This window comes from Paenibacillus mesophilus, from assembly GCF_005938385.1.
Lineage (GTDB): Bacteria > Bacillota > Bacilli > Paenibacillales > NBRC-103111 > Paenibacillus_AB > Paenibacillus_AB mesophilus.
In genome coordinates, this window is the sequence record NZ_VCRA01000004.1 from 239341 (window position 1) to 256866 (window position 17526).

The 17526-nt window shown below is 56.6% G+C and carries 18 protein-coding genes and 1 pseudogene; 6 read left to right on the plus strand and 13 right to left on the minus strand.

What is annotated here, in order from left to right:
* The first annotated feature begins 115 nt into the window (after positions 1-115).
* Positions 116-970 (plus strand): helix-turn-helix transcriptional regulator, encoded by an 855-nt coding sequence (locus tag FE783_RS08685; protein WP_158301685.1) that lies wholly within the window; start codon positions 116-118, stop codon positions 968-970.
* On the opposite strand, the gene FE783_RS08690 is transcribed toward FE783_RS08685, so the two are convergent.
* From FE783_RS08690 to FE783_RS08725, 9 genes and pseudogenes are all read right to left on the minus strand, one after another.
* Complete coding sequence (locus FE783_RS08690; protein WP_138878960.1) at positions 967-3030, minus strand: heparinase II/III domain-containing protein; 2064 nt, start codon at positions 3028-3030, stop codon at positions 967-969. The genes FE783_RS08685 and FE783_RS08690 overlap by 4 nt on opposite strands.
* Entirely contained in the window at positions 3027-3794 is a 768-nt protein-coding gene (locus FE783_RS08695) for an SDR family NAD(P)-dependent oxidoreductase (protein ID WP_138878961.1), read from the minus strand. The genes FE783_RS08690 and FE783_RS08695 overlap by 4 nt, the downstream gene beginning before the upstream one ends.
* Positions 3778-4836 (minus strand): SGNH/GDSL hydrolase family protein, encoded by a 1059-nt coding sequence (locus tag FE783_RS08700; protein ID WP_138878962.1) that lies wholly within the window; start codon positions 4834-4836, stop codon positions 3778-3780. Before FE783_RS08700 ends, FE783_RS08695 begins: the two co-directional genes overlap by 17 nt.
* 175 nt (positions 4837-5011) lie before the next feature.
* Positions 5012-5485 (minus strand): histidine phosphatase family protein, encoded by a 474-nt coding sequence (locus FE783_RS08705; RefSeq protein ID WP_238402948.1) that lies wholly within the window; start codon positions 5483-5485, stop codon positions 5012-5014.
* 104 nt (positions 5486-5589) lie between these two features.
* Positions 5590-6432, minus strand: a complete 843-nt coding sequence (locus tag FE783_RS37935; RefSeq protein WP_338015832.1) for an RNA-guided endonuclease InsQ/TnpB family protein — start codon at positions 6430-6432, stop codon at positions 5590-5592.
* A complete protein-coding gene (locus FE783_RS37940; protein ID WP_238402968.1) occupies positions 6371-6673 on the minus strand; it encodes an RNA-guided endonuclease InsQ/TnpB family protein in 303 nt (100 codons plus the stop codon). Before FE783_RS37940 ends, FE783_RS37935 begins: the two co-directional genes overlap by 62 nt.
* Before the next feature lie 194 nt (positions 6674-6867).
* Positions 6868-6978, minus strand: a pseudogene (locus FE783_RS08715) (histidine phosphatase family protein); the annotation flags it as partial.
* Between the two features lie 116 nt (positions 6979-7094).
* Positions 7095-7994: a formyltetrahydrofolate deformylase gene (gene purU / locus FE783_RS08720; RefSeq protein WP_138878964.1), complete on the minus strand. Its 900-nt coding sequence runs from the start codon at positions 7992-7994 to the stop codon at positions 7095-7097.
* 60 nt (positions 7995-8054) lie between these two features.
* Positions 8055-9182, minus strand: a complete 1128-nt coding sequence (locus FE783_RS08725; RefSeq protein WP_138878965.1) for a deoxyribonuclease IV — start codon at positions 9180-9182, stop codon at positions 8055-8057.
* A gap of 149 nt (positions 9183-9331) precedes the next feature.
* Here FE783_RS08725 and FE783_RS08730 point away from each other — a divergent pair, with 149 nt between their 5' ends.
* The 4 genes from FE783_RS08730 (at position 9332) to FE783_RS08745 (ending at position 11892) form a co-directional block, all read left to right on the plus strand.
* Positions 9332-9763 carry a DUF2621 domain-containing protein gene (locus tag FE783_RS08730; protein WP_420799720.1) on the plus strand — a complete coding sequence of 144 codons (432 nt, stop codon included), beginning with the start codon at positions 9332-9334 and terminating at the stop codon, positions 9761-9763.
* Positions 9764-9924: 161 nt separating this feature from the next.
* On the plus strand, positions 9925-10506 hold the full coding sequence (locus FE783_RS08735; protein ID WP_138878967.1) for a LemA family protein: 582 nt from the start codon (positions 9925-9927) through the stop codon (positions 10504-10506).
* Entirely contained in the window at positions 10503-11267 is a 765-nt protein-coding gene (locus tag FE783_RS08740) for a TPM domain-containing protein (RefSeq protein WP_138878968.1), read from the plus strand. Before FE783_RS08735 ends, FE783_RS08740 begins: the two co-directional genes overlap by 4 nt.
* A 37-nt stretch (positions 11268-11304) precedes the next feature.
* Positions 11305-11892: a substrate-binding domain-containing protein gene (locus tag FE783_RS08745; RefSeq protein ID WP_138878969.1), complete on the plus strand. Its 588-nt coding sequence runs from the start codon at positions 11305-11307 to the stop codon at positions 11890-11892.
* Positions 11893-11966: 74 nt separating this feature from the next.
* On the opposite strand, the gene FE783_RS38215 is transcribed toward FE783_RS08745, so the two are convergent.
* The 3 genes from FE783_RS38215 to FE783_RS08760 all read right to left on the minus strand — a co-directional run bounded on the left by FE783_RS38215 (position 11967) and on the right by FE783_RS08760 (position 15416).
* Entirely contained in the window at positions 11967-12185 is a 219-nt protein-coding gene (locus tag FE783_RS38215) for a hypothetical protein (protein WP_238402949.1), read from the minus strand.
* A gap of 218 nt (positions 12186-12403) precedes the next feature.
* Entirely contained in the window at positions 12404-12952 is a 549-nt protein-coding gene (locus FE783_RS08755) for a DUF1697 domain-containing protein (protein ID WP_138878970.1), read from the minus strand.
* Positions 12953-13160: 208 nt separating this feature from the next.
* Positions 13161-15416: an FAD-dependent oxidoreductase gene (locus tag FE783_RS08760; RefSeq protein WP_138878971.1), complete on the minus strand. Its 2256-nt coding sequence runs from the start codon at positions 15414-15416 to the stop codon at positions 13161-13163.
* A 127-nt stretch (positions 15417-15543) separates the two neighbouring features.
* Here FE783_RS08760 and FE783_RS08765 point away from each other — a divergent pair, with 127 nt between their 5' ends.
* Positions 15544-16440, plus strand: coding sequence for a helix-turn-helix domain-containing protein (locus FE783_RS08765; protein ID WP_138878972.1), 897 nt, complete (start codon positions 15544-15546; stop codon positions 16438-16440).
* 289 nt (positions 16441-16729) lie between these two features.
* On the opposite strand, the gene FE783_RS38810 is transcribed toward FE783_RS08765, so the two are convergent.
* A complete protein-coding gene (locus FE783_RS38810; RefSeq protein ID WP_138878973.1) occupies positions 16730-17500 on the minus strand; it encodes a response regulator in 771 nt (256 codons plus the stop codon).
* Between the last annotated feature and the right edge of the window lie 26 nt (positions 17501-17526).

Sequence of the window (17526 nt, forward strand, 5' to 3'; positions counted from 1 at the left end):
GCGCATTCGCCCGCCCCGCGTAATTCATAACCCGGCACCGATAATGCATTTTACAGGCTCGGCAAGATGATCTATGATGAGGTCAACGCTGCTTTTTTACATGGGAGGAAGCACGATGGCCGTCGTCATGTTCAGATCATCGGACTACATGCCGGATGATTTCCCGTTCACCGTTTCCTTGAAATCCGAGAAGCGATACACGAAACCAACCCATTCCCACGATTATTTGCAGCTTTGCTATATGGCATCGGGCAGCTGTTACCATTGGGTGAACGGCCGGCGGTGGGATTTGCATGCGGGGGATCTGTTTGCCATTCCGCCGTTTGCCGCGCATCGGTTGGAGAATCGGCCCCATTTTCCGTTCCGGATGGTCCAACTCGATTTTGCCGCAGAATTCGTCTCGCAGCAGTCATTGGATGTTCTCCCGAACCGGCATGAACCGCTGCCGCAAGTTCAACTGGCCGCCCCGCATCAAGAAGCGGTCAATCAGCTTACTGAAGCGATCATGACGGAATGGAGCAACCGGGAAGCCGGCTATAAGCTGGTTATCCGCGCGGAGCTGATCAAGCTGATCGTTCTGCTGGCGCGGCAATCCGCACGCCAAAAAGCCTGCGATCCGGGGGGCGCCCGAACCGCAAGCCATAAACATACCGTATTGGAAGCCGTCCGTTATATCGAGAGCCATTTTGCTGAGCCGCTTCGACTGGAGGACGCCGCCTTCGTTTCCTCCTTGTCACCCGATTATTTCAGCAATCTGCTCAAGCAGCTTACCGGCAAAACGTTCGTCGAAACGTTAACCGGCGTGCGCATTCGCCATGCGAAGCGACTGCTGGCGACAACCGATTTGAAAGTGATCGAAGTATGCTTTCAATCGGGCTTTCAAAACGTCGGACACTTCAACGAAGTGTTCAAGCGATTAACCGGAGTATCGCCGAAACAGTACCGGCTTTCCTATCGAGATCGGAACTAATCTTCGATTCGCAGCCCATAGTCCGGGTCAAGCCGGCACGCTACCGTTTGCCCGTCGGCCTGGATCGTTACCCTGTCTTCCTTAAGCCAAACAAGCTCGGTCGGCTCCCGTCCGGATCGATGAACGCTTATAAATAAAGCGGAACGCCCTTGTTGGCGATGAATCCACCCGGCTTGCTTCTTTGCCGGGTTATCCGCCGTTCCCGGCGCCAGCACCCCGGTAACGCTGGAGGACGGTAGCACGAGAAGCGTAGTCGAAAGCGCAATCCCGCTCTCCCCGCCATCCGGCTCGCCTATGCAGCTGACTGAGGAAACGCCGGAACAGCCGTCTCCCTTACATACGCCGCCGATTGTAACCAATCTGGGGTATTCGATAAAAGATGGGAGCGCCGCCCCCGATTCGGATGCCGGATTCGTTACGGACGATGTTTCAGCCCTCTTCCACTCAATCGTTTGACAGCCCGTGTAATAAGGGAGATCGAATATACAGTCGCGGTCGGAAGTAACTTCCACCCAATCGAGCAGCCAGTCTGACGCCAGCAGCACGTGCCGGTTTATCACACAGCCGGGATACGCTTCGTCGGATCTGAACCACCCCAGATGAAACCGGCCCGAACCATCCGCTTCAAAGCGGAGGCATTTGCCTGTATGAGGCGCTTGGGGCTTGCCGTCCACCGTAACGGTATGATGTGAAATCGTCGCCGCGTACCAATCTTTCCGCATCGCCGACCCGTAAGGGACCATGCCGGGATCGGTGATGAACGTTCCCGCCGCACTATGGTACAAAGACAAATGAAGCTTGTCGTAATGCCCGTGAGAGCCGCCGTGGGGACCGAAATCGAGTAAATAACCGAGCTCATTGCCGTGCAGCCGGCCAATGGCGTACCCGGAATCGGGCAGCAGCAAGGAAGGACGTTCCGGCATCTTATCCAAGAGGTCACGCTCTCCGGCCCCGAACAATACCGCCTCCAATCCTTGCCGTCCGCCTGTCCCGCCGTACAGCTGCCTGTACGCTTCCGCCAACATAGGCTCATACTCCGGTTTCCCGAATTTCCTGCTAGCCTGCTCCATCACTTCGGCTATTTCCCGCGCATAAGGCTGGCGTTCGTAGGGCCCGTCGTGAAGCGCGGGCAGTCTCCCGTTAACATTGGCAAGCTGTGCAAGCAAGTCGGCCATATCTTCTATCGATTGGCCCTTGCTGCCGCGCAGCCGGTATAAGTCGATCCCGAATCGGCCGGCCATTTCCGCCGCAATCCAATACGCCCGCAAGACGAATACGTGGTAATATACACTTCCCTCGTGTTCGAACCGGTCCGGATATACGCCGATCGACAAATGATGGGCAAAGCCGCCCTCGGCTTCAATCAAGCTTCTCAAGCCCCGCTCGTTGTCTGTGACCGCATAAACGGCACACAAAGCCGCGAACAGCCAAGCCGTGTAGTTGCTCTCCGGCGTTCGTTTCTCGAATACGAGAACCCGGTGCGATTCGGTCAAGTTCGCTTCCAGCATGGACGCGAACTGCACGACAAGCCCCCAATGTTCCTCCGCGAACGCATACCCCTCATCCCTCAGCAGCAGCACCGCCCGCAGAATGACGGACGCCCAGATCGATTCCGTCAACGCTTGATGGAATACCCGACCTTTCAGCATCCAAGACGACGCTTCCGGATGAATCGGAAAGCGCGGGTACAGTCGAGCGTATTCGAGAACGATGTCGACGGCCAATCGCGCATATCGGTTTTCTCCGGTTGCGGCGTATACGGCCGATGCCTGAAGCGCATACCGGGCCAGACCCTGATGCTTGAACACGAGCCACGCACCGCGAAACGGCTCGCCGTGCAGGACGCAACCGTACTGGCAGCGGAACGTATCCGTTTCGGTCTGCGCCGGATCGAACAGCAGCTCCGTATGATGCTCCGGGCATACGTAAACATGCCACCAGCCGCCGGGAGACGACGGAACGTTCAATGCCTCAGCGGGCAGATCATCCAGCTCCGTACGCAGCCGAATGATCTCTTCGCGGTACCATGAGTCGCGTGTGTATTTGTCTTTAAGGCTCATCGCATGAACATCCCGCCGTTGATTTCGATCGTCTCTCCCGTCAAATAGGCCGACAAACCCGAGACGAGAAACAACACGGCTCCCGCCACATCGTCAGGCGTTCCTTCCCGCCCCATCGGGATCGAGCGTATCGTCGCTTGCCGCCCCTCTTCGGAGGTGAAGGTCGCATGAAACGCGGTGCTCCCGATAAAGCCGGGCGATACGGCGTTTGCGCGAATTCCGGCCGGCGCAAGCTCCTTGGCCAGTCCTTTCGTATACGCCATAACCGCCGCTTTGCTTGCCGCATAAATAGCCGCTCCCGGTCCGCCGCCGTTATGCGCCGCCACCGACGACATATTGACGATGCTTCCCCAGCCGTTCTCGACCATGCCGGGAATGACCTTTTTACATACGAATACCGTGCTTTTGAAATTAACGTCCATAATCGCGGCGTACAGCTCTTCCGTCATGTCCGCATTCGGACATCTCCGCACAAGATGACCGGCATTATTGACCACGATATCGATGGTCCCGCCGAGCGCCGCCTCTGCCTCGTCGACAAGCCGGGATGCCTGCGCCGCTGCAGTCAAATCCGCTTGAACAGCCGCGGTCCGTCTTCCCATCCGGCGGATCGCCTCCGCCGTTTCCACCGCTTCCGTCATACTGCCGTTGTAATGCACGGCCACGTCGGCACCCGCTTCCGCAAGCCTCAGCGAGACAGCCTTGCCGATTCCGCTCCCGCCGCCAGTTACTAATGCCCTCTTGCCCTTAAGCTCTATGTTCATCCGCATATCCCTCCATTGGTATCGATAGCTTCGCGGATATCCGCGCAGCCAGCCTGTAACCGATCTCCGCCATGCCGGGGTCGGACGGGTGGATCATGTCGATCGACAGCCCTTCAACCCGAGTCAACAGCTCCGGCCCCTCCAATATGTGTACGTTACTCCGGCCGAGCGTACTCACCACATCGCGCAGAGTCTGCCTGAACTGCTCCAAGGTGCCTTTGGCCACTGTGCCGTCCCCGGAGAATGCGGGGTTGAAATCGCGGTAATGCGGAAACGGCGTGATGCAGAAGAGTTCACGTTTCCCATTCGAATCGGCCAGCGTACGGATCATGTAGGACGTCCGCTCGGCATATTCCTCCAGAGTAAAGCCGGCCCCTACCATATTCACCGAAACGCACAGCACGCCCGCGTCCCAATCGTCGCAAGACGCGATGTAATCGGCGATTTCCGGCTCGCAGTAAGCGGAGCCGCTCGAGCCGAGATTACGGATATCCGCCCCCAGCAGCCGCGCAGCCTGATGGACGTAAGTCAAATGGTTGGCCGTAGCTGCCGATCCTTGCGTAATAGACGTTCCGTAGGCGATCATGCGGAGATCCGGGAGCTCGGACGGCTCGGGCGGACGGATGCCTTGCCCTTCGATACCGACGAAATGCACGGGCGCCCCTCTAAGTACAAGTCTCCAGACGCGGGGCGAGAACGCCATCCGGCTCGACGCTTGCTCCGGCAAGTCCCGCAGTCGCGCCGGATATTCCAGCTCCAGCGTCTTCGTACCGGCAGCGACGTTCGTTCGCGGTCCCTGAAACGGTCCCCAGAACGGGATCACCTCGCACGATCCGACCGGACATCTAAGCGTAACCGCCACTTTATCGCCATCCGATCGGAAGCGGATTTCGGCGCCGACCGGCATGAGCATTTTCTCCTGCGATTTCTCGTTCAGGCACAGCCGTACATGCTCGGGCACTCTTTGCAGCCGTAACCCGTCCTGCCCCGGAACAGGGACGAGCTGGGCAACGTTATGAAGCCGGACCTGGTCATGGATCAATCCCCACTCCTCCTTTCCTTATAAGGGTATCGTACCGGGAACGGGGATATGATTCCTCCGGTTTTCCTTACCTTTATTCCGGTTTTCCATGAAATGCGGCTTTGGTTGATGAGCCGCTGCGACTTTAAAACAAAAAAACCGCCCGTTTAGTAGGGCGGCTAGGCTGACTTTACCGTTATCCGTCAATCGATTTGAATGGATACGCTTTGTACTCCCCGTTGCCCGACGAGTATTTTGAAATATTTCCATTCACCGGTATACCTTCAAAATAGGCGCCGATGCAACCGGTGGTGCATTTGTGTCCGGATAGTAAAATGTTCAATTCCTTTACGGCATATCGCGCTTCCATTTCACGCATAAAGTCAAAAACTCTTTTGATGTAGCTGCGGATTTCTTCAACGCCTTTATATACACTTGGATCCGGGACTGCTCCGGCCATTTTCACTTTGCTTTTTGGGAGTCCGTCGGCTTCGCCCAAATCGAAAACATCCAGTCTTGCATCAACGATCGCTTTTATTCCCGTTGCTATTTCTGCCGTTTGGATCGCTCTTTCTTGCAGAGAAGAAAATACATGATCGAACTTTATATTTTGCAGAGCGTCTCGTGAATGCCTCCCACCACCTGAAGAGGCGGGGGCTTCTTGTTTCAACGATCTCTGCCTTTCCTTGGAGAAAGGTCTTATAGGATCTCCACAAGCGTTCGATGCTTTCCGCATCCCGTTCGGGGGCAACCCTCCCTACGGTGTTCGGTCCATCAAGCTGGTATGTTCAAGGCCCGCTGCAAGATGATCTTGGCCGAGACGATGTCTCTGTCTTGAATCCGTCCGCACGACTCGCATTCATGGATCCGGATGGACAATGTTTTCGGCACAGACGCGCCGCACAGACAGGTTTGCGATGTGCCGTGGGCAGGCACTTGAGCGAATCGCTTTCCTTGTCTTTTGGCTTTGTAAGACAGATACGTGATAAATCGGCTCCATCCGGCATCCGAAATGCTTTTGGCCAGACGGCGGTTGCGGACCATGTTCCTGACCTTCAACTCTTCCACTGCGATCAGATTATAGTCACGGACGATGCGGTGCGATTGTTTATGCAAAAAGTCTTTTCGCTGCCGCGCGACTTTCTGGTGGGCCTTGGCGACCTTACGTTTAGCCTTCTTCCGGTTGTGGGAAGCAGGTTGCTTGCGGGAAAGCTGCCGGTGCTTCCGTTTCAGCTGCTTCTCCGCTTTGCGTAGATACCGGGGGTTGTCCACCTTCGTTTCATCAGACAGCGCCGCAAACGTGTTCAGCCCGACATCAATGCCCACAGCGGATTCCGCTGTTTGCGCCGCTTCCGCATCAGGCACTTTCACGCTGATATTGATCATCCACCCGTCCACATACCGTTTCACATTGATTTGCGTCACGTTCGCAGGGTCAAAGGGACGGTGGGCATTCATGTTGACAACGCCGATTTTGGAAAGATAGACATACCCTGGTTTGGCAAACGTCTTTTCAACAGCACCGGGTTGCGGATAGGTAAAGGATACGTATCGGTCAACCGACTTGTAGCGGGGGGTACCCGGCTTCACCGCGGAAGAAACGCTGATACGCATCATCCAAACGCTGCAAACAGTCCTGCAGTACCTGCGAATGAACGTTCTTGTATTCGGGAAACTCCTTCTTGAAGGCAGGCAGTTCATTCTGCTGCACGGCATAGGTGATCGTTTTGCCTTCCTGTTTGTAGGCGGACTCGCGTTGTTCCTTAGCCCTATTGTACAGCTTTCGGCACAATTCCAGCGTTCGATTCATGAATTGTTCCTGTTCGGGAGTCGGATAAAGGCGAAACTGAAAGGTCATTTGCACATACATCCCTCCTGACGAGAACATATATTCCCATTATACTCTATTCACCAAGAATCCTCCACCCGATTATAGAAAATGTTACAAGAGAAAACACGAGGGATCTCTACAAAAAACAGTTCATTTAGGCTTCGCCTAACCGAAATTCATCCCCTCCCTGCAGAGGAAGAGGACTTCTTTCGGATTGGTGTTAAACGTTCCGCTTGCTGTATACCGTATTCGTTTAATGGTAAACCTTGTCTTCCTTGCAGCCTTCCTTCTTTGTTCCAATCCGTTTGCCCGTGCCTTATCACATAGATCATAAGTTTGGCCTCCCCATAAGCTGCGAACCGCTCTTAATTCTCAACCTATCGGCGTAGTCGATAAAAAAACATCCCGTCCCGCACTTTCCAGTACGGGCGGGATGCTCATCACCGCTTCAATTAAACACAACGGTCTTGTTCTGATGCGTCAAGATGCGGTCCTCCGCATGCCACGCCACGGCGCGCGCGAGCACGATCCGCTCGATATGCCTGCCGATCCGCTTGAGCGCCTCTACATTATCGCGGTGGCTGACCCGCTGCACGTCCTGCTCGATAATCGGGCCGCCGTCCAGCTCTTCGGTCACGTAATGCGCCGTCGCGCCGATGATTTTCACGCCGCGGTCGTAGGCCTGCGCATACGGCTTGCCCCCGACGAAAGCGGGCAGGAACGAGTGATGGATGTTGATGATCCGGTTCGGAAAATGCTCGATGAACGACGGAGAGATGATCTGCATATACCGGGCCAAGACGATCGTATCGACGTCTTTCGCCAGCTCAATCTGCTTCACTTCCGCCTCGCGCTTCGTATCGGCCGTTACCGGAATATGATGATAAGGGATGCCGAACGATTCGACCGTCTCCCGCATATCCGGATGATTGCTGATGACCATGGCGATGTCGGCGTACAAATCGCCGGACTTCCACTGCCACAGCAGCTCCAGCAAGCAGTGATCCTCCTTGGATACGAAGATCGCGAGCCGCTGCTTCCGTCCGGCCTGGGTTACGCGCCAGTTCATGGAGAACTCGCGCGCGGTCGTTTCGGAGAAATCTTTCTTCAGTCCGTCCAGCTGCTTCTCCAACTCCGGCAAGTCGAATTCGAGCCGGATAAAAAACAGGCCGCCTTGCGGGTCCATCGTATATTGGTCCGACTGCACGATGTTGGCGCCGTGCTTGGACAAAAATTGCGAAACTCCCGCCACGATGCCCGGGCGGTCGGGGCAAGAAATCAGCATCCGCGCCCGGTCCCGGTGACGGTCGGAACGCTGAAGGTTCGGTGGGGTGACGAGTGGGCTCATAGTATCGGTTTTCGTTCCTCTCTTATCCGTTGAAAATCTATTCTATCATGGCTTGTCCGATCAAACGGTCGCCAGCAATTGCTTGCCCGCAAACCATGCGGTAATGCGCTGATTGATCTGCTCCTCGGACAAATCCGGGAACAGCCGGCTTTCGAATACCATATCGTACAGCCGTTCCATCGGCTCGCGGGGGTCGGCTTTTTTCGCTTTGGCGTCGTTCTTGAGAATGTCCCACGTCGATACGATAAAGTCTCTGGAGTCGATCTCCTGCTTGCCGAAGTAATGGTGCAGCCGGTCCAGGTGATCCAAGAACTCCTCGCCGAAGCGGCTGTTCAAATCGCCGCGCAGCAGCGCGATTTCGGCCTCGTACATCGGACGGACGGTTTTGTCGTCTTTGCCGATCCACGGCGTTTCCAGAATCATCGGCAAATGCTGCAAGCTGTCGTGATGAACGATATAGTTCATCGCTTTATATCCGATCATGCCCGCCCCGACGGGAGCATGGCGGTCTTTGCCCGCGCCGCGGACGTTCTTGCTGTCGTTCAGATGGATGACGCCCAGCCGGTTCAAGCCGACGGTTTTGTCGAAATGATTCAGCACGCCGTCGAAATCGTCCACGATATCGTATCCCGCGTCGTGAACGTGGCACGTGTCGAGACAAACGGTCAACCGCTCGTTGTCCTCCACCTTGTCCATAATTTGCGCAATCTCTTCGAACGACCGGCCGATCTCCGAGCCTTTGCCGGCCATCGTCTCGAGCGCGATGTTCACGTTCGTGTCCTTCGTGCCGCGAAGCACCTCGTTCAAGCCTTCGGCGATGCGGTTGATGCCGTACTCGGCGTCCTTGTCGGTGTAAGCGCCCGGGTGCAGCACGATATTGCGCACGCCGAGGTAATCGGTGCGGCGTATTTCATCCTGCAGGAAGCGGACGGCCAGCTCGAACGTGTCTTCCTTATAGGAGCCCAGATTGATGATGTAAGGCGCGTGCACGACGATTTCGCCGATGCCGTTCTGCTCCATGAGAGCTTTGCCTTCTTCGATATATTGCTCCTCGATCGGTTTGCGTCTGGTGTTTTGGGGAGCCCCGGTATAAATCATGAACGTGCTGGAACCGTACGATACAGCTTCCTTCGCCGCATTCAACAGCCCTTTGTCGGAAAAAGAAACGTGTGATCCAATTTTCAACATTCTTTACGACTCCTCTCGCCTATACTTCTTCCTATTGTACTAAGAAACTTCGAATAATAAAAGCTTCCAATTCGAGGCAACTCCGATGATGTACCTTCGTGCAGAAATGCGGTATAATTCCAGTAACACTAGCCTTACGAGGAGAATGAATGATGCCTTCGCAAAGTTTCATGATGTTTTTGCTGTTCTGGGGGTTTGTGCTGCTGTTTTTCATGTCGGTCGGCGGATTTTTCATGTTCCGCAAATTTATGAAGGTGCTGCCCAAAGCCGACGGCAAATCGAAGCTCGATTGGCAAAACCACTATGTCGAAGCGTCCCGCCATCTGTGGACGGACACATCCAAAGCGTTTCTCGAGAAACTCGTATCGCCCGTCCCGGGACCGTTCCGCGATATCGCCCGCCATTCCATTGCTGCCAAAATCGGACAAGTAGCACTCGAGAAAGGCGCCCGCGAAGTTACCGAGCAGCACTGCATAGAAGGATACATCCTGGCTACACCCAAGCGCGACTATAAGAGCCTCATCTCCTTTCTGGAGAAAAACGGCATCGACTATACGCCCTATCGGCATTTGCTGAATTAGCGGCTTTCAGTAAGAAACCGGAAAAGACCTTTGTTCGAATCGCAATCGAACGAAGGTCTTTTATTTTCCACCGCGTCATCCTGCGTAAAAAGTCCTAGACGGCCGACCGGCGCTCTTATACAATATATGGCAGAATAGCGTTCAAGTAGGGGGACATCGTTTTGAAAACAAAAGCTGGTACGACGCTGCTTCTCTTCGCAGCCGCCATCGCACTTATTGTCGTATACGGGATCATAACCCATAACAAGCTGATCGCCGCCGAAGAGAACGCCGCCGGCAAATGGTCGCAGGTCGACAACCAATTGAAGCGTCGGGCGGATTTGATCCCGAATCTGGTCGAGACGGTCAAAGGATACGCGTCGCACGAAAAAGAAGCGATCGAGGCGGTATCCTCGGCACGCAACCGGGTCGCGGGTGCGACGTCATCGGCCGACTTGATCCAATCCAACCTGCTGCTGACGGGTGCGCTCGGCAATTTTAGGACTGCGTTCAGCGGCTACCCGGAACTGAAAGCGAACGAGAACTTCCAGAAGCTGATGGATACGCTCGAAGGAACGGAAAACCGCATCGCCGTGGCGCGTAAAGACTATAATGACGCCGCAGCCGCCTATAACGGCAAACGGAGGCAGTTTCCCGGCAGCTTGATCGCAGCCATATCCGGTCTCGAACCTATGCCTTACTTCGAAGCGACGGAGCAAGACAGACAAACGCCTGTCGTCAACTTCGGAGGAGCTAAGCCTTGAGAGCGCTCTTATCGTTCATGCTCATCGTGTTGTTATCGGTCGCCGGGGGCGGATATGCGGGAGCTGCGGCGTCTTCCCCCGCCGGAGTCCCGAGTCCGGTCGGAGACATCTATGTGCAGGACCGGGCAAACTTGATTGACGAAGCCACGGAGCGGGAGCTGATCCTCTACGGCGAGTCGCTGGAAGAGCTTAGCGGCGCGCAGCTGGCGCTGCTTACGATCCCTTCGCTTTCCGGACGGAATCTGGAGCAGTTCGCCAATGAGGCTCTGCGGGCATACGGGCTCGGCGAGAAGGACAAGAACAACGGTGTATTAATCGTTCTGGCCGCGGATGAGAAGCAAATTCGGATCGAGGTCGGCTACGGGTTGGAACACATCGTCACGGACTTCAAAGCCGGCCGTCTCCTCGACGAAGCCGCGCTGCCTTATATGAAAGCGGGCAGGCTGAAGGATGCCGCAGTGAACAGCTACTTGGCCTTATACGAGACGATCGCGTCCGAGGTCGCCCGCGGGGCGGATGCCGGAGTCTCGCCGAATCCGTCCTCCTTGTGGGAACGGCTGCTTGACGCGCTGCTCGAGTCGAGCGCGTTCCGCTGGACCGTATGTATCGTGCTCGTGCTGCTGATCGCAGCCGACTTTATATTTCTGAAAGGAATCGTCACCCGCTCCATCCTGTTTCTGTTGTCGATGTTCGCCGGCAGACGCTCGGCCGCGCGCGGCAAGGGCGGCAGCTCGGGCGGCGGCGGCGCCAGCAGAAAATAATGCGGAGGAACGCTCGGCCGGCTAAACGATTCGAAATATGCTGCTGATGGGAGGTGCGGAGCTGGAAGGGACGCATCGGATCGCGGTTGATCGGAAGGACGCCGTCTTGAAGGCGGTTGAGCATTTGGCCGGCTTGGGGCATCGGCGCATCGCTTTCGTGGGCGATACGACTTCGGAGAAATTTACGGGGTATACGGTCGGCCTGCTCCAGCATCAACTGGAGTACAATGCGGAATCTATCGTTCACATTCTGGGTAGGGAATATTATTACGAGGAAACCGAGCGGCAAATCGTCCGGGCTCTCGCGAGAGACGGCAAATCCGGCCCTACCGCGGTGATCGTGGACAGCCAGGGGCTGTTGTTCCCCTTTATTCAAACGATTCGCAGACATAAGATTCGGGTTCCGGAAGATTATTCGTTGGTCGTGTACGACAACGTTCCCGAAGTGGAGCATCTCACCGACGTTCCGCTCACGACAGTGGGGCCGAACATCAGCACGATGGCGGAGCAAGCGATCCGGAGCCTGATCGGGGACAACGACGCGTCCGGCCGGTGGCACGACATTACTTTGCCGACCGAGCTGATCGTAAGACAGTCGACGCTCCCGGCCGAAGTCTATCAATAACGCCTGCGGAAAGGCTGCCGGAAGCTTGCAATTCGGCAGCCCTTTGCATGCACGGCGACTTATACGAACATGCATCAAGGCATAAACTGCTTGGCCAGTCGTTTCGGCGCGGCGCGCAAATACGCTTCCTTGAGCAAATCTTCGAGCATGTCCCAATTTTGCGGGTTTTTCACCGATACCCAGCCGTGCTGGCCGATGTACGGCGTTTTGAAGAAGCCGTCCTGCTGAATGAGCAGCTCCTGTGAGCAGCTCCTGGTTTTCGCGATCCGACTTGAAGGACAGGCCGGCTTCACTCGCGCCAAGCCTGACGAACGATTTGCCCTTCACTTGAAACACCGTATGGCCGAATCCGTCGATGATTTCCTCCGTCTCCGGAAGGGAGCCGCATATGCGGCGCACTTGATTCAACATTTCGATCCCTTGCTTCGTTTTCATCATTCAGCCTCCCATCGGGCGATTCGCCGCCCGTTATGGATCGCGGCGGCATCTGCGGCTCAAGCGAGTCCGCCCGCTATTCTCCGGCCATGCTCACCAGCTTGTTTACCGTCTGCCAGTTGCGGGTCGTCGCGATGACGCCAAGCTTTTTCTCCAAAAAATTGTTGGAGAACAACGATTTGCCGTACTGGCCCCGGCAGCGAATGTACACTTCGCGCCCCGCCACACGGTATTCGTCGACATCGCTTTGGAATGACGCCAGCACCCGCAAAGCTTCGGCGGTCGGTTTCTCGGATAGAAACGAGACGTAAATCTTGCCGTCATCCGGCGCCCCATCCTCTTCGAAAGGATTGTCCGCGACCGTCAGCTCCAACTCGTCTTTCGTTCTGACGACTACGTCGACCTTGTAGCCGAGCGCATCCTTCAGCTTGCTTTCGATGCTTTCGCGAATCTGATCGGTCCCCCGATCCTCCACCTCGAACAACACGTTCCCGCTCTGGATATACGTCCTCACCCGGCTGACAGGCATCGACTCGAAAATGCTCTTCAAGTGATCCATCTTGATCAGCTTCTGGCCGTTCACATTAATTCCGCGCAGCAGCGCGATATAAGTGGTCGCGTTCACCGGCTTGTCCCCTCCTCAATTCCCGGAATCATGCCCGCGTAGGGCAGCCGTTCTATCCCCATTATCGGCTAATTCGACTGACAAATACAGTCAGTCGAACATAGAAGAGGCGCAAAGACCGCTACTTCCAGTCCCGCCCCCCTGAACCTATACATACGACAAACGGGCGGCCCATATGCACGGCCGCCCGCATTGCCTTAATAATGTGTTACTCTCCGTACACCCGCACTTCCACAATTTCCGCGTACCCGCTTCCGTTCGTCGCCTCCACGACAACCCGCAGCCGCTCCGTCCGGACCGTCTCGGCCAGCACGTGCACCCGCTTGCGCTTCCGGTTGTCCGTCTCGCGCAGCATCGTCTTCCACTCCTTGCCGTCCCACGCCTCTAGGCGGTAATCGCGGACGAGCTCCGGAATCAGCTCGAATGGCGTACGATGGTGGTGCAGATTGATCAAGTCCTCGTTCACGTCGTCGTTGAATGTGAGCTCGATCCGCCCCAGCGATACGGCATCGTCCCAATCCAATTGCAGCCACTCTTCGGAGCCTGCGCCGATCCGCTCCGACATCCATTGCTGCGGACCGCCGTAAGGACGTCTGTAGCCGTTCACCGCTTTGTCCGGCGCATATGCCGCCGTTTCCCCGAGGGTGCGGAAGCAGAACGGCGTGCGCGCTTTGCGCGCCATCGTCCACTGGATGACCTTTTGATCGTTCCGGTGGGCTTCCAGCTTCTCCGGAGCATGCGGTTTCTTGCTATTGAAGAAAATGAGTACGCCGGACAACGGTTCGTCCGAATGGTGCAGCTGCACGGCCTCATTGCCTTTGACGATGACGAAGGAGTTCTGCGGTTCGTCCGGCGTCCAGGTCAGGTCGAAGCGGACCCACTGCTTCTCGCCCGGCTGCACGGAGGCCGACGCTTGCGCACGCAGCGTGTGCGGCACGTAATTCTCCTTGCGGCCGGTATCCCACAGCTCGACCTCCACCGTCGTCGCCTGATCGGCGTCGAGCAGCAGCTCGAAACCGTCCAGCCGTGGCTCGACGGGGAAGAGCACGGCCGCGTCGCTCGCGAGCCGGTGCGGCTTCTCCCCGGGGCTCTCCACGGCGAGCCGGGCGAGCGCGCCGGAGGCGCTTGCGCGCGCTTGCCGCGCCAGATCGAGGCCGTCCGCATTGCGGAGGCCGACGATCGAAGCGTCCTGGCGCAGCAGCGTCTGCAGCAGCTCGCCGCGGTGCGCGGCGTAAAGCTCGCGCGGCGTGACGCCTTTGGCGGCGCACAGCGCGGCGCCCGTGCCGGCGGCTTCGCCGATGACGGCGCAGGTCGCCATGACGCGCGTCGTGCCGAAGGCGACGTGCGAGGCGCTGATGTCGCGGCCGGCCATCAGCATGTTGCGGACGTTGACGGAATACAGCGAGCGGAACGGAACGTGATACACGCCGTCCACATGCAAATGCTTCGAGCCACTCTCCGTCGAGTACATCCCTTGCGGCGGATGAAGGTCGATCGACCAGCCGCCGAACGCTACCGCGTCGTCAAATTGGCGCTGGGTGATAATATCGTTCTGGTTCAGGACGTAGTCGCCGACGAACCGGCGGTATTCCCGTTTGCCCGGAATCGATCCTACCCATTCCAGCGTCATGTTGGCGGCATCGAACTTGCCGGAGTTTTTGATGTAGTCCCAAATGCCGTGGATGACCGACCACAGCTCGTCGCGGATCCGCTCGTTGTCGTGGACCGTGTCCAGCTCCCCGCCCCACTCGATCCACCAGTAATGGCAGCCGGAATCGCCGCTGCGGATGACGCGCCGGATTGGAATCGTCGTCTGCGTAATATCCTTCGCGAACGAAGGCGGAATATATTTGACCGGACGTCCTGCATCCTTCGTATAGAACAGGATGGTGCTGCCGAGCGTAATGTCGTCGGCAACCTCAGGCGCCCAAGCCTCGTTGTATTCGTGCCGCGCTTCGCGGCCGATCCGGTACTTCGCTCCGGCCAAGAAGCCGACGAGCCCGTCGCCCGTACAATCGAGATAGACCGCGCTTTCGAACCGGATTCTTCTCTCCGAAGCCATCATCCAACCCGTTACCGAACGGATCGTACGGTCATGCTCGTCCCCGTCCGCTTCCACCTCGTGGACGTCGGTATTCAGAAACAGCTGAATGTTCGGCTCCGCCTTCACCGCTTCGAGCACGACCAGATCCCATATATACGGATTGCCGTCCGGATTCCGGTACTGGTTCTCCACGAACAATTCGCCCATAATTCCCGTTTCCCGCGCATAGCGGTGGGCGCCGTGAGCCGTCGCTCCGCATACCCATACCCGGACCTCGCTGCTGGAGTTGCCTCCGAGCACCGGCCGGTTTTGCACGAGGGCCACCGTTTGTCCGAGCCGCGCCGCGGCAATCGCCGCGCACACGCCCGCCAAGCCTCCCCCTACGACCGTTATATCTGTTCGAATTGTCTCATTGCGCATGGTCAAAACCACCTTAGTCAGGTTATGATATATATAATTTCATCATACCAGTTCATTCTCGGCTTAAAATGCACGATACGATCATATTTCGTATCTTTTATTTCACATCTGAAAGGATGTCCGCCCTATGCCCGCAAACAACGGCAACCATGTAACGGAAGCAGCTGCTGGAACCGGCGCCAACGCCGTACCCGCTTCGTCCCCGATGAAGCTGATCGAGCTGGAATGGGCCGTTCAACGATACACGTACTGGGAGAACAAGCGGGAATTTCTCCTCGAAACGGATGAATACCCTTTCTGGTGCTTGTTTGCGGTCGAGAGCGGCTCGTTCTCCTACGGGATCGGAGAATCGAAAGGGACCGCGGGAAGCGGCAGCTTCGTCCTTTGTCCGCCTTCCACCCCATTTCGGCGTACTATGGCTACCCCCGTCTTGACGTTCCACTTCGTGCTGCTTAGCTGGAAGGAGCCGTATCCGGCTTTCGCCGCGGTGGAGAACAACGAGAACAGCGGCGCAAGGCTGCCCGTCCTGATTGCGCCGGGCAACCGTCAGCGTATGTTCGATACGTTCGACAAATGGAGGCGCATCGATGCCCTATCCCCTCCCGGCCGGCTCTCCCTGCTCAGTCATTATTGGAACGACATTTGGAAAACATGGTGCTTGGAGCATTCGGACGCCCAGCATCCCCGGGACGGCCGAATCGAGGACGAACTGATGCACCGGGCCGCCAGGCGGCTGGAAGAGCAATGTGCCGAGCCGTTCGGCGTCAAGGAGCTGGCGCACGAGCTGGGCTTAAGCTCCGTGCAGCTGATCCGCCGGTTTCGGACGGCTTACCGGATGACGCCGGGCGATTATTTGACCGGCCTGCGGATGGAGCGGGCTTGCCGGCTGCTGCGCGAAACCCGGCTGACCGTCGAGCAGATCGCCGCCTCGTGCGGCTATGCGACCGGTTACTATTTGAGCCGCTTATTCACCTCCCGGATCGGCGTAGCTCCGTCGGAATACCGCAGGCGGCACCGGGTTTAACAATCGCCCCGCGCACCCGAAATGGATTATATGCATCTAAATTTCGGCTGCGGCAACGAAGCTCGCAAGCGAACTGGAAAACATGCATGTAAATTCGCTCCAACCGGTCGAAAGTCTCATTTATCTCGTAAATTACTGCAGGTTTTCCAGTAAAAATCGCCAAATCGTAAAAAACGGCGAAAATAACTGGACCTTTTCCATTTGGCGACCGCCCTGCCTCCCATTAACCGCATGCCAAAAAAGAAACCGCCGCCCTATCAAGGCGGCGGTCACTACGGACTCCATCAATCTACAATATAATTTGCGTCATATCGGTGTAAATCGTATGGAACAGCCGATCGTTCTTCACCTTCAGCACTTGAATCAGCGTTTGGTTGCGCGCGACGATTTTCACGATGCCTTTCGCCTTCAAGATTTTGTCGAGCTGCTCGATCAGCACGTTCAGGAACGGATCGGCAAGCGTCTCCACCTGACCGAAGTTGAGGACGACCTTGAGCGGCTTGATGAACAGGAAGCCCTGTACCGCCGTACAGATCGAGTCCAAGCTCGGCCGGTCGAGATGGGCGCCGACGGTGACGATAAAAATCCCGTTCTTGTTGTCGATCGAGAACGGAGGAGCGTTAGTCTCCGCGAGGCCCGCCTTCGCCTCCATCTCGCCGAGCGGATGATCTTCCCCGTCGTCGTCAGCCGCCCTAGGATGCAGATGCAGCACTTCCTCGACCGTATGCAAAATTTTATCCATCGTGATCGGCTTCAGGATGTAATGCTTCGCCCCGTTTTGGATCGCTTCGAACACCATGCTTTTCTGGTCGAGAGCGCTTATCATAATAATGTTCGCCGACGGATAGGTGGCGATTATTTTTTTGACCGCATCCAAACCGTTCATGATCGGCATCGTGATATCCATCGTCACAAGATCGGGCTGGGTTTTCACGTACTCCTTGTACGCCTCGAAGCCGTTCGACGCTTCGCCCACCACTTCATGGCCCGCTTCCGTCAGCAGCATGCGCAGGTTGCGCCGCATCAGGATCGAATCGTCCACGATAAGAATGCTCGCCATAGTCGGATGTATCCTCCTTTATCGGT

Excerpts from the sequence above, each read along its gene's own strand:
- FE783_RS08745 (WP_138878969.1), top strand. The coding sequence starts at position 11,305 with ATGCTGCTGATGGGAGGTGCGGAGCTGGAAGGGACGCATCGGATCGCG.
- FE783_RS37935 (WP_338015832.1), bottom strand. The coding sequence starts at position 6,432 with ATGATGCGTATCAGCGTTTCTTCCGCGGTGAAGCCGGGTACCCCCCGC.
- FE783_RS08765 (WP_138878972.1), top strand. The coding sequence starts at position 15,544 with ATGCCCGCAAACAACGGCAACCATGTAACGGAAGCAGCTGCTGGAACC.
- FE783_RS08725 (WP_138878965.1), bottom strand. The coding sequence starts at position 9,182 with ATGTTGAAAATTGGATCACACGTTTCTTTTTCCGACAAAGGGCTGTTG.
- FE783_RS38810 (WP_138878973.1), bottom strand. The coding sequence starts at position 17,500 with ATGGCGAGCATTCTTATCGTGGACGATTCGATCCTGATGCGGCGCAAC.
- FE783_RS08730 (WP_420799720.1), top strand. The coding sequence starts at position 9,332 with ATGATGCCTTCGCAAAGTTTCATGATGTTTTTGCTGTTCTGGGGGTTT.
- purU (WP_138878964.1), bottom strand. The coding sequence starts at position 7,994 with ATGAGCCCACTCGTCACCCCACCGAACCTTCAGCGTTCCGACCGTCAC.
- FE783_RS08690 (WP_138878960.1), bottom strand. The coding sequence starts at position 3,030 with ATGAGCCTTAAAGACAAATACACACGCGACTCATGGTACCGCGAAGAG.
- FE783_RS08760 (WP_138878971.1), bottom strand. The coding sequence starts at position 15,416 with ATGCGCAATGAGACAATTCGAACAGATATAACGGTCGTAGGGGGAGGC.
- FE783_RS08685 (WP_158301685.1), top strand. The coding sequence starts at position 116 with ATGGCCGTCGTCATGTTCAGATCATCGGACTACATGCCGGATGATTTC.
- FE783_RS08695 (WP_138878961.1), bottom strand. The coding sequence starts at position 3,794 with ATGAACATAGAGCTTAAGGGCAAGAGGGCATTAGTAACTGGCGGCGGG.
- FE783_RS37940 (WP_238402968.1), bottom strand. The coding sequence starts at position 6,673 with ATGACCTTTCAGTTTCGCCTTTATCCGACTCCCGAACAGGAACAATTC.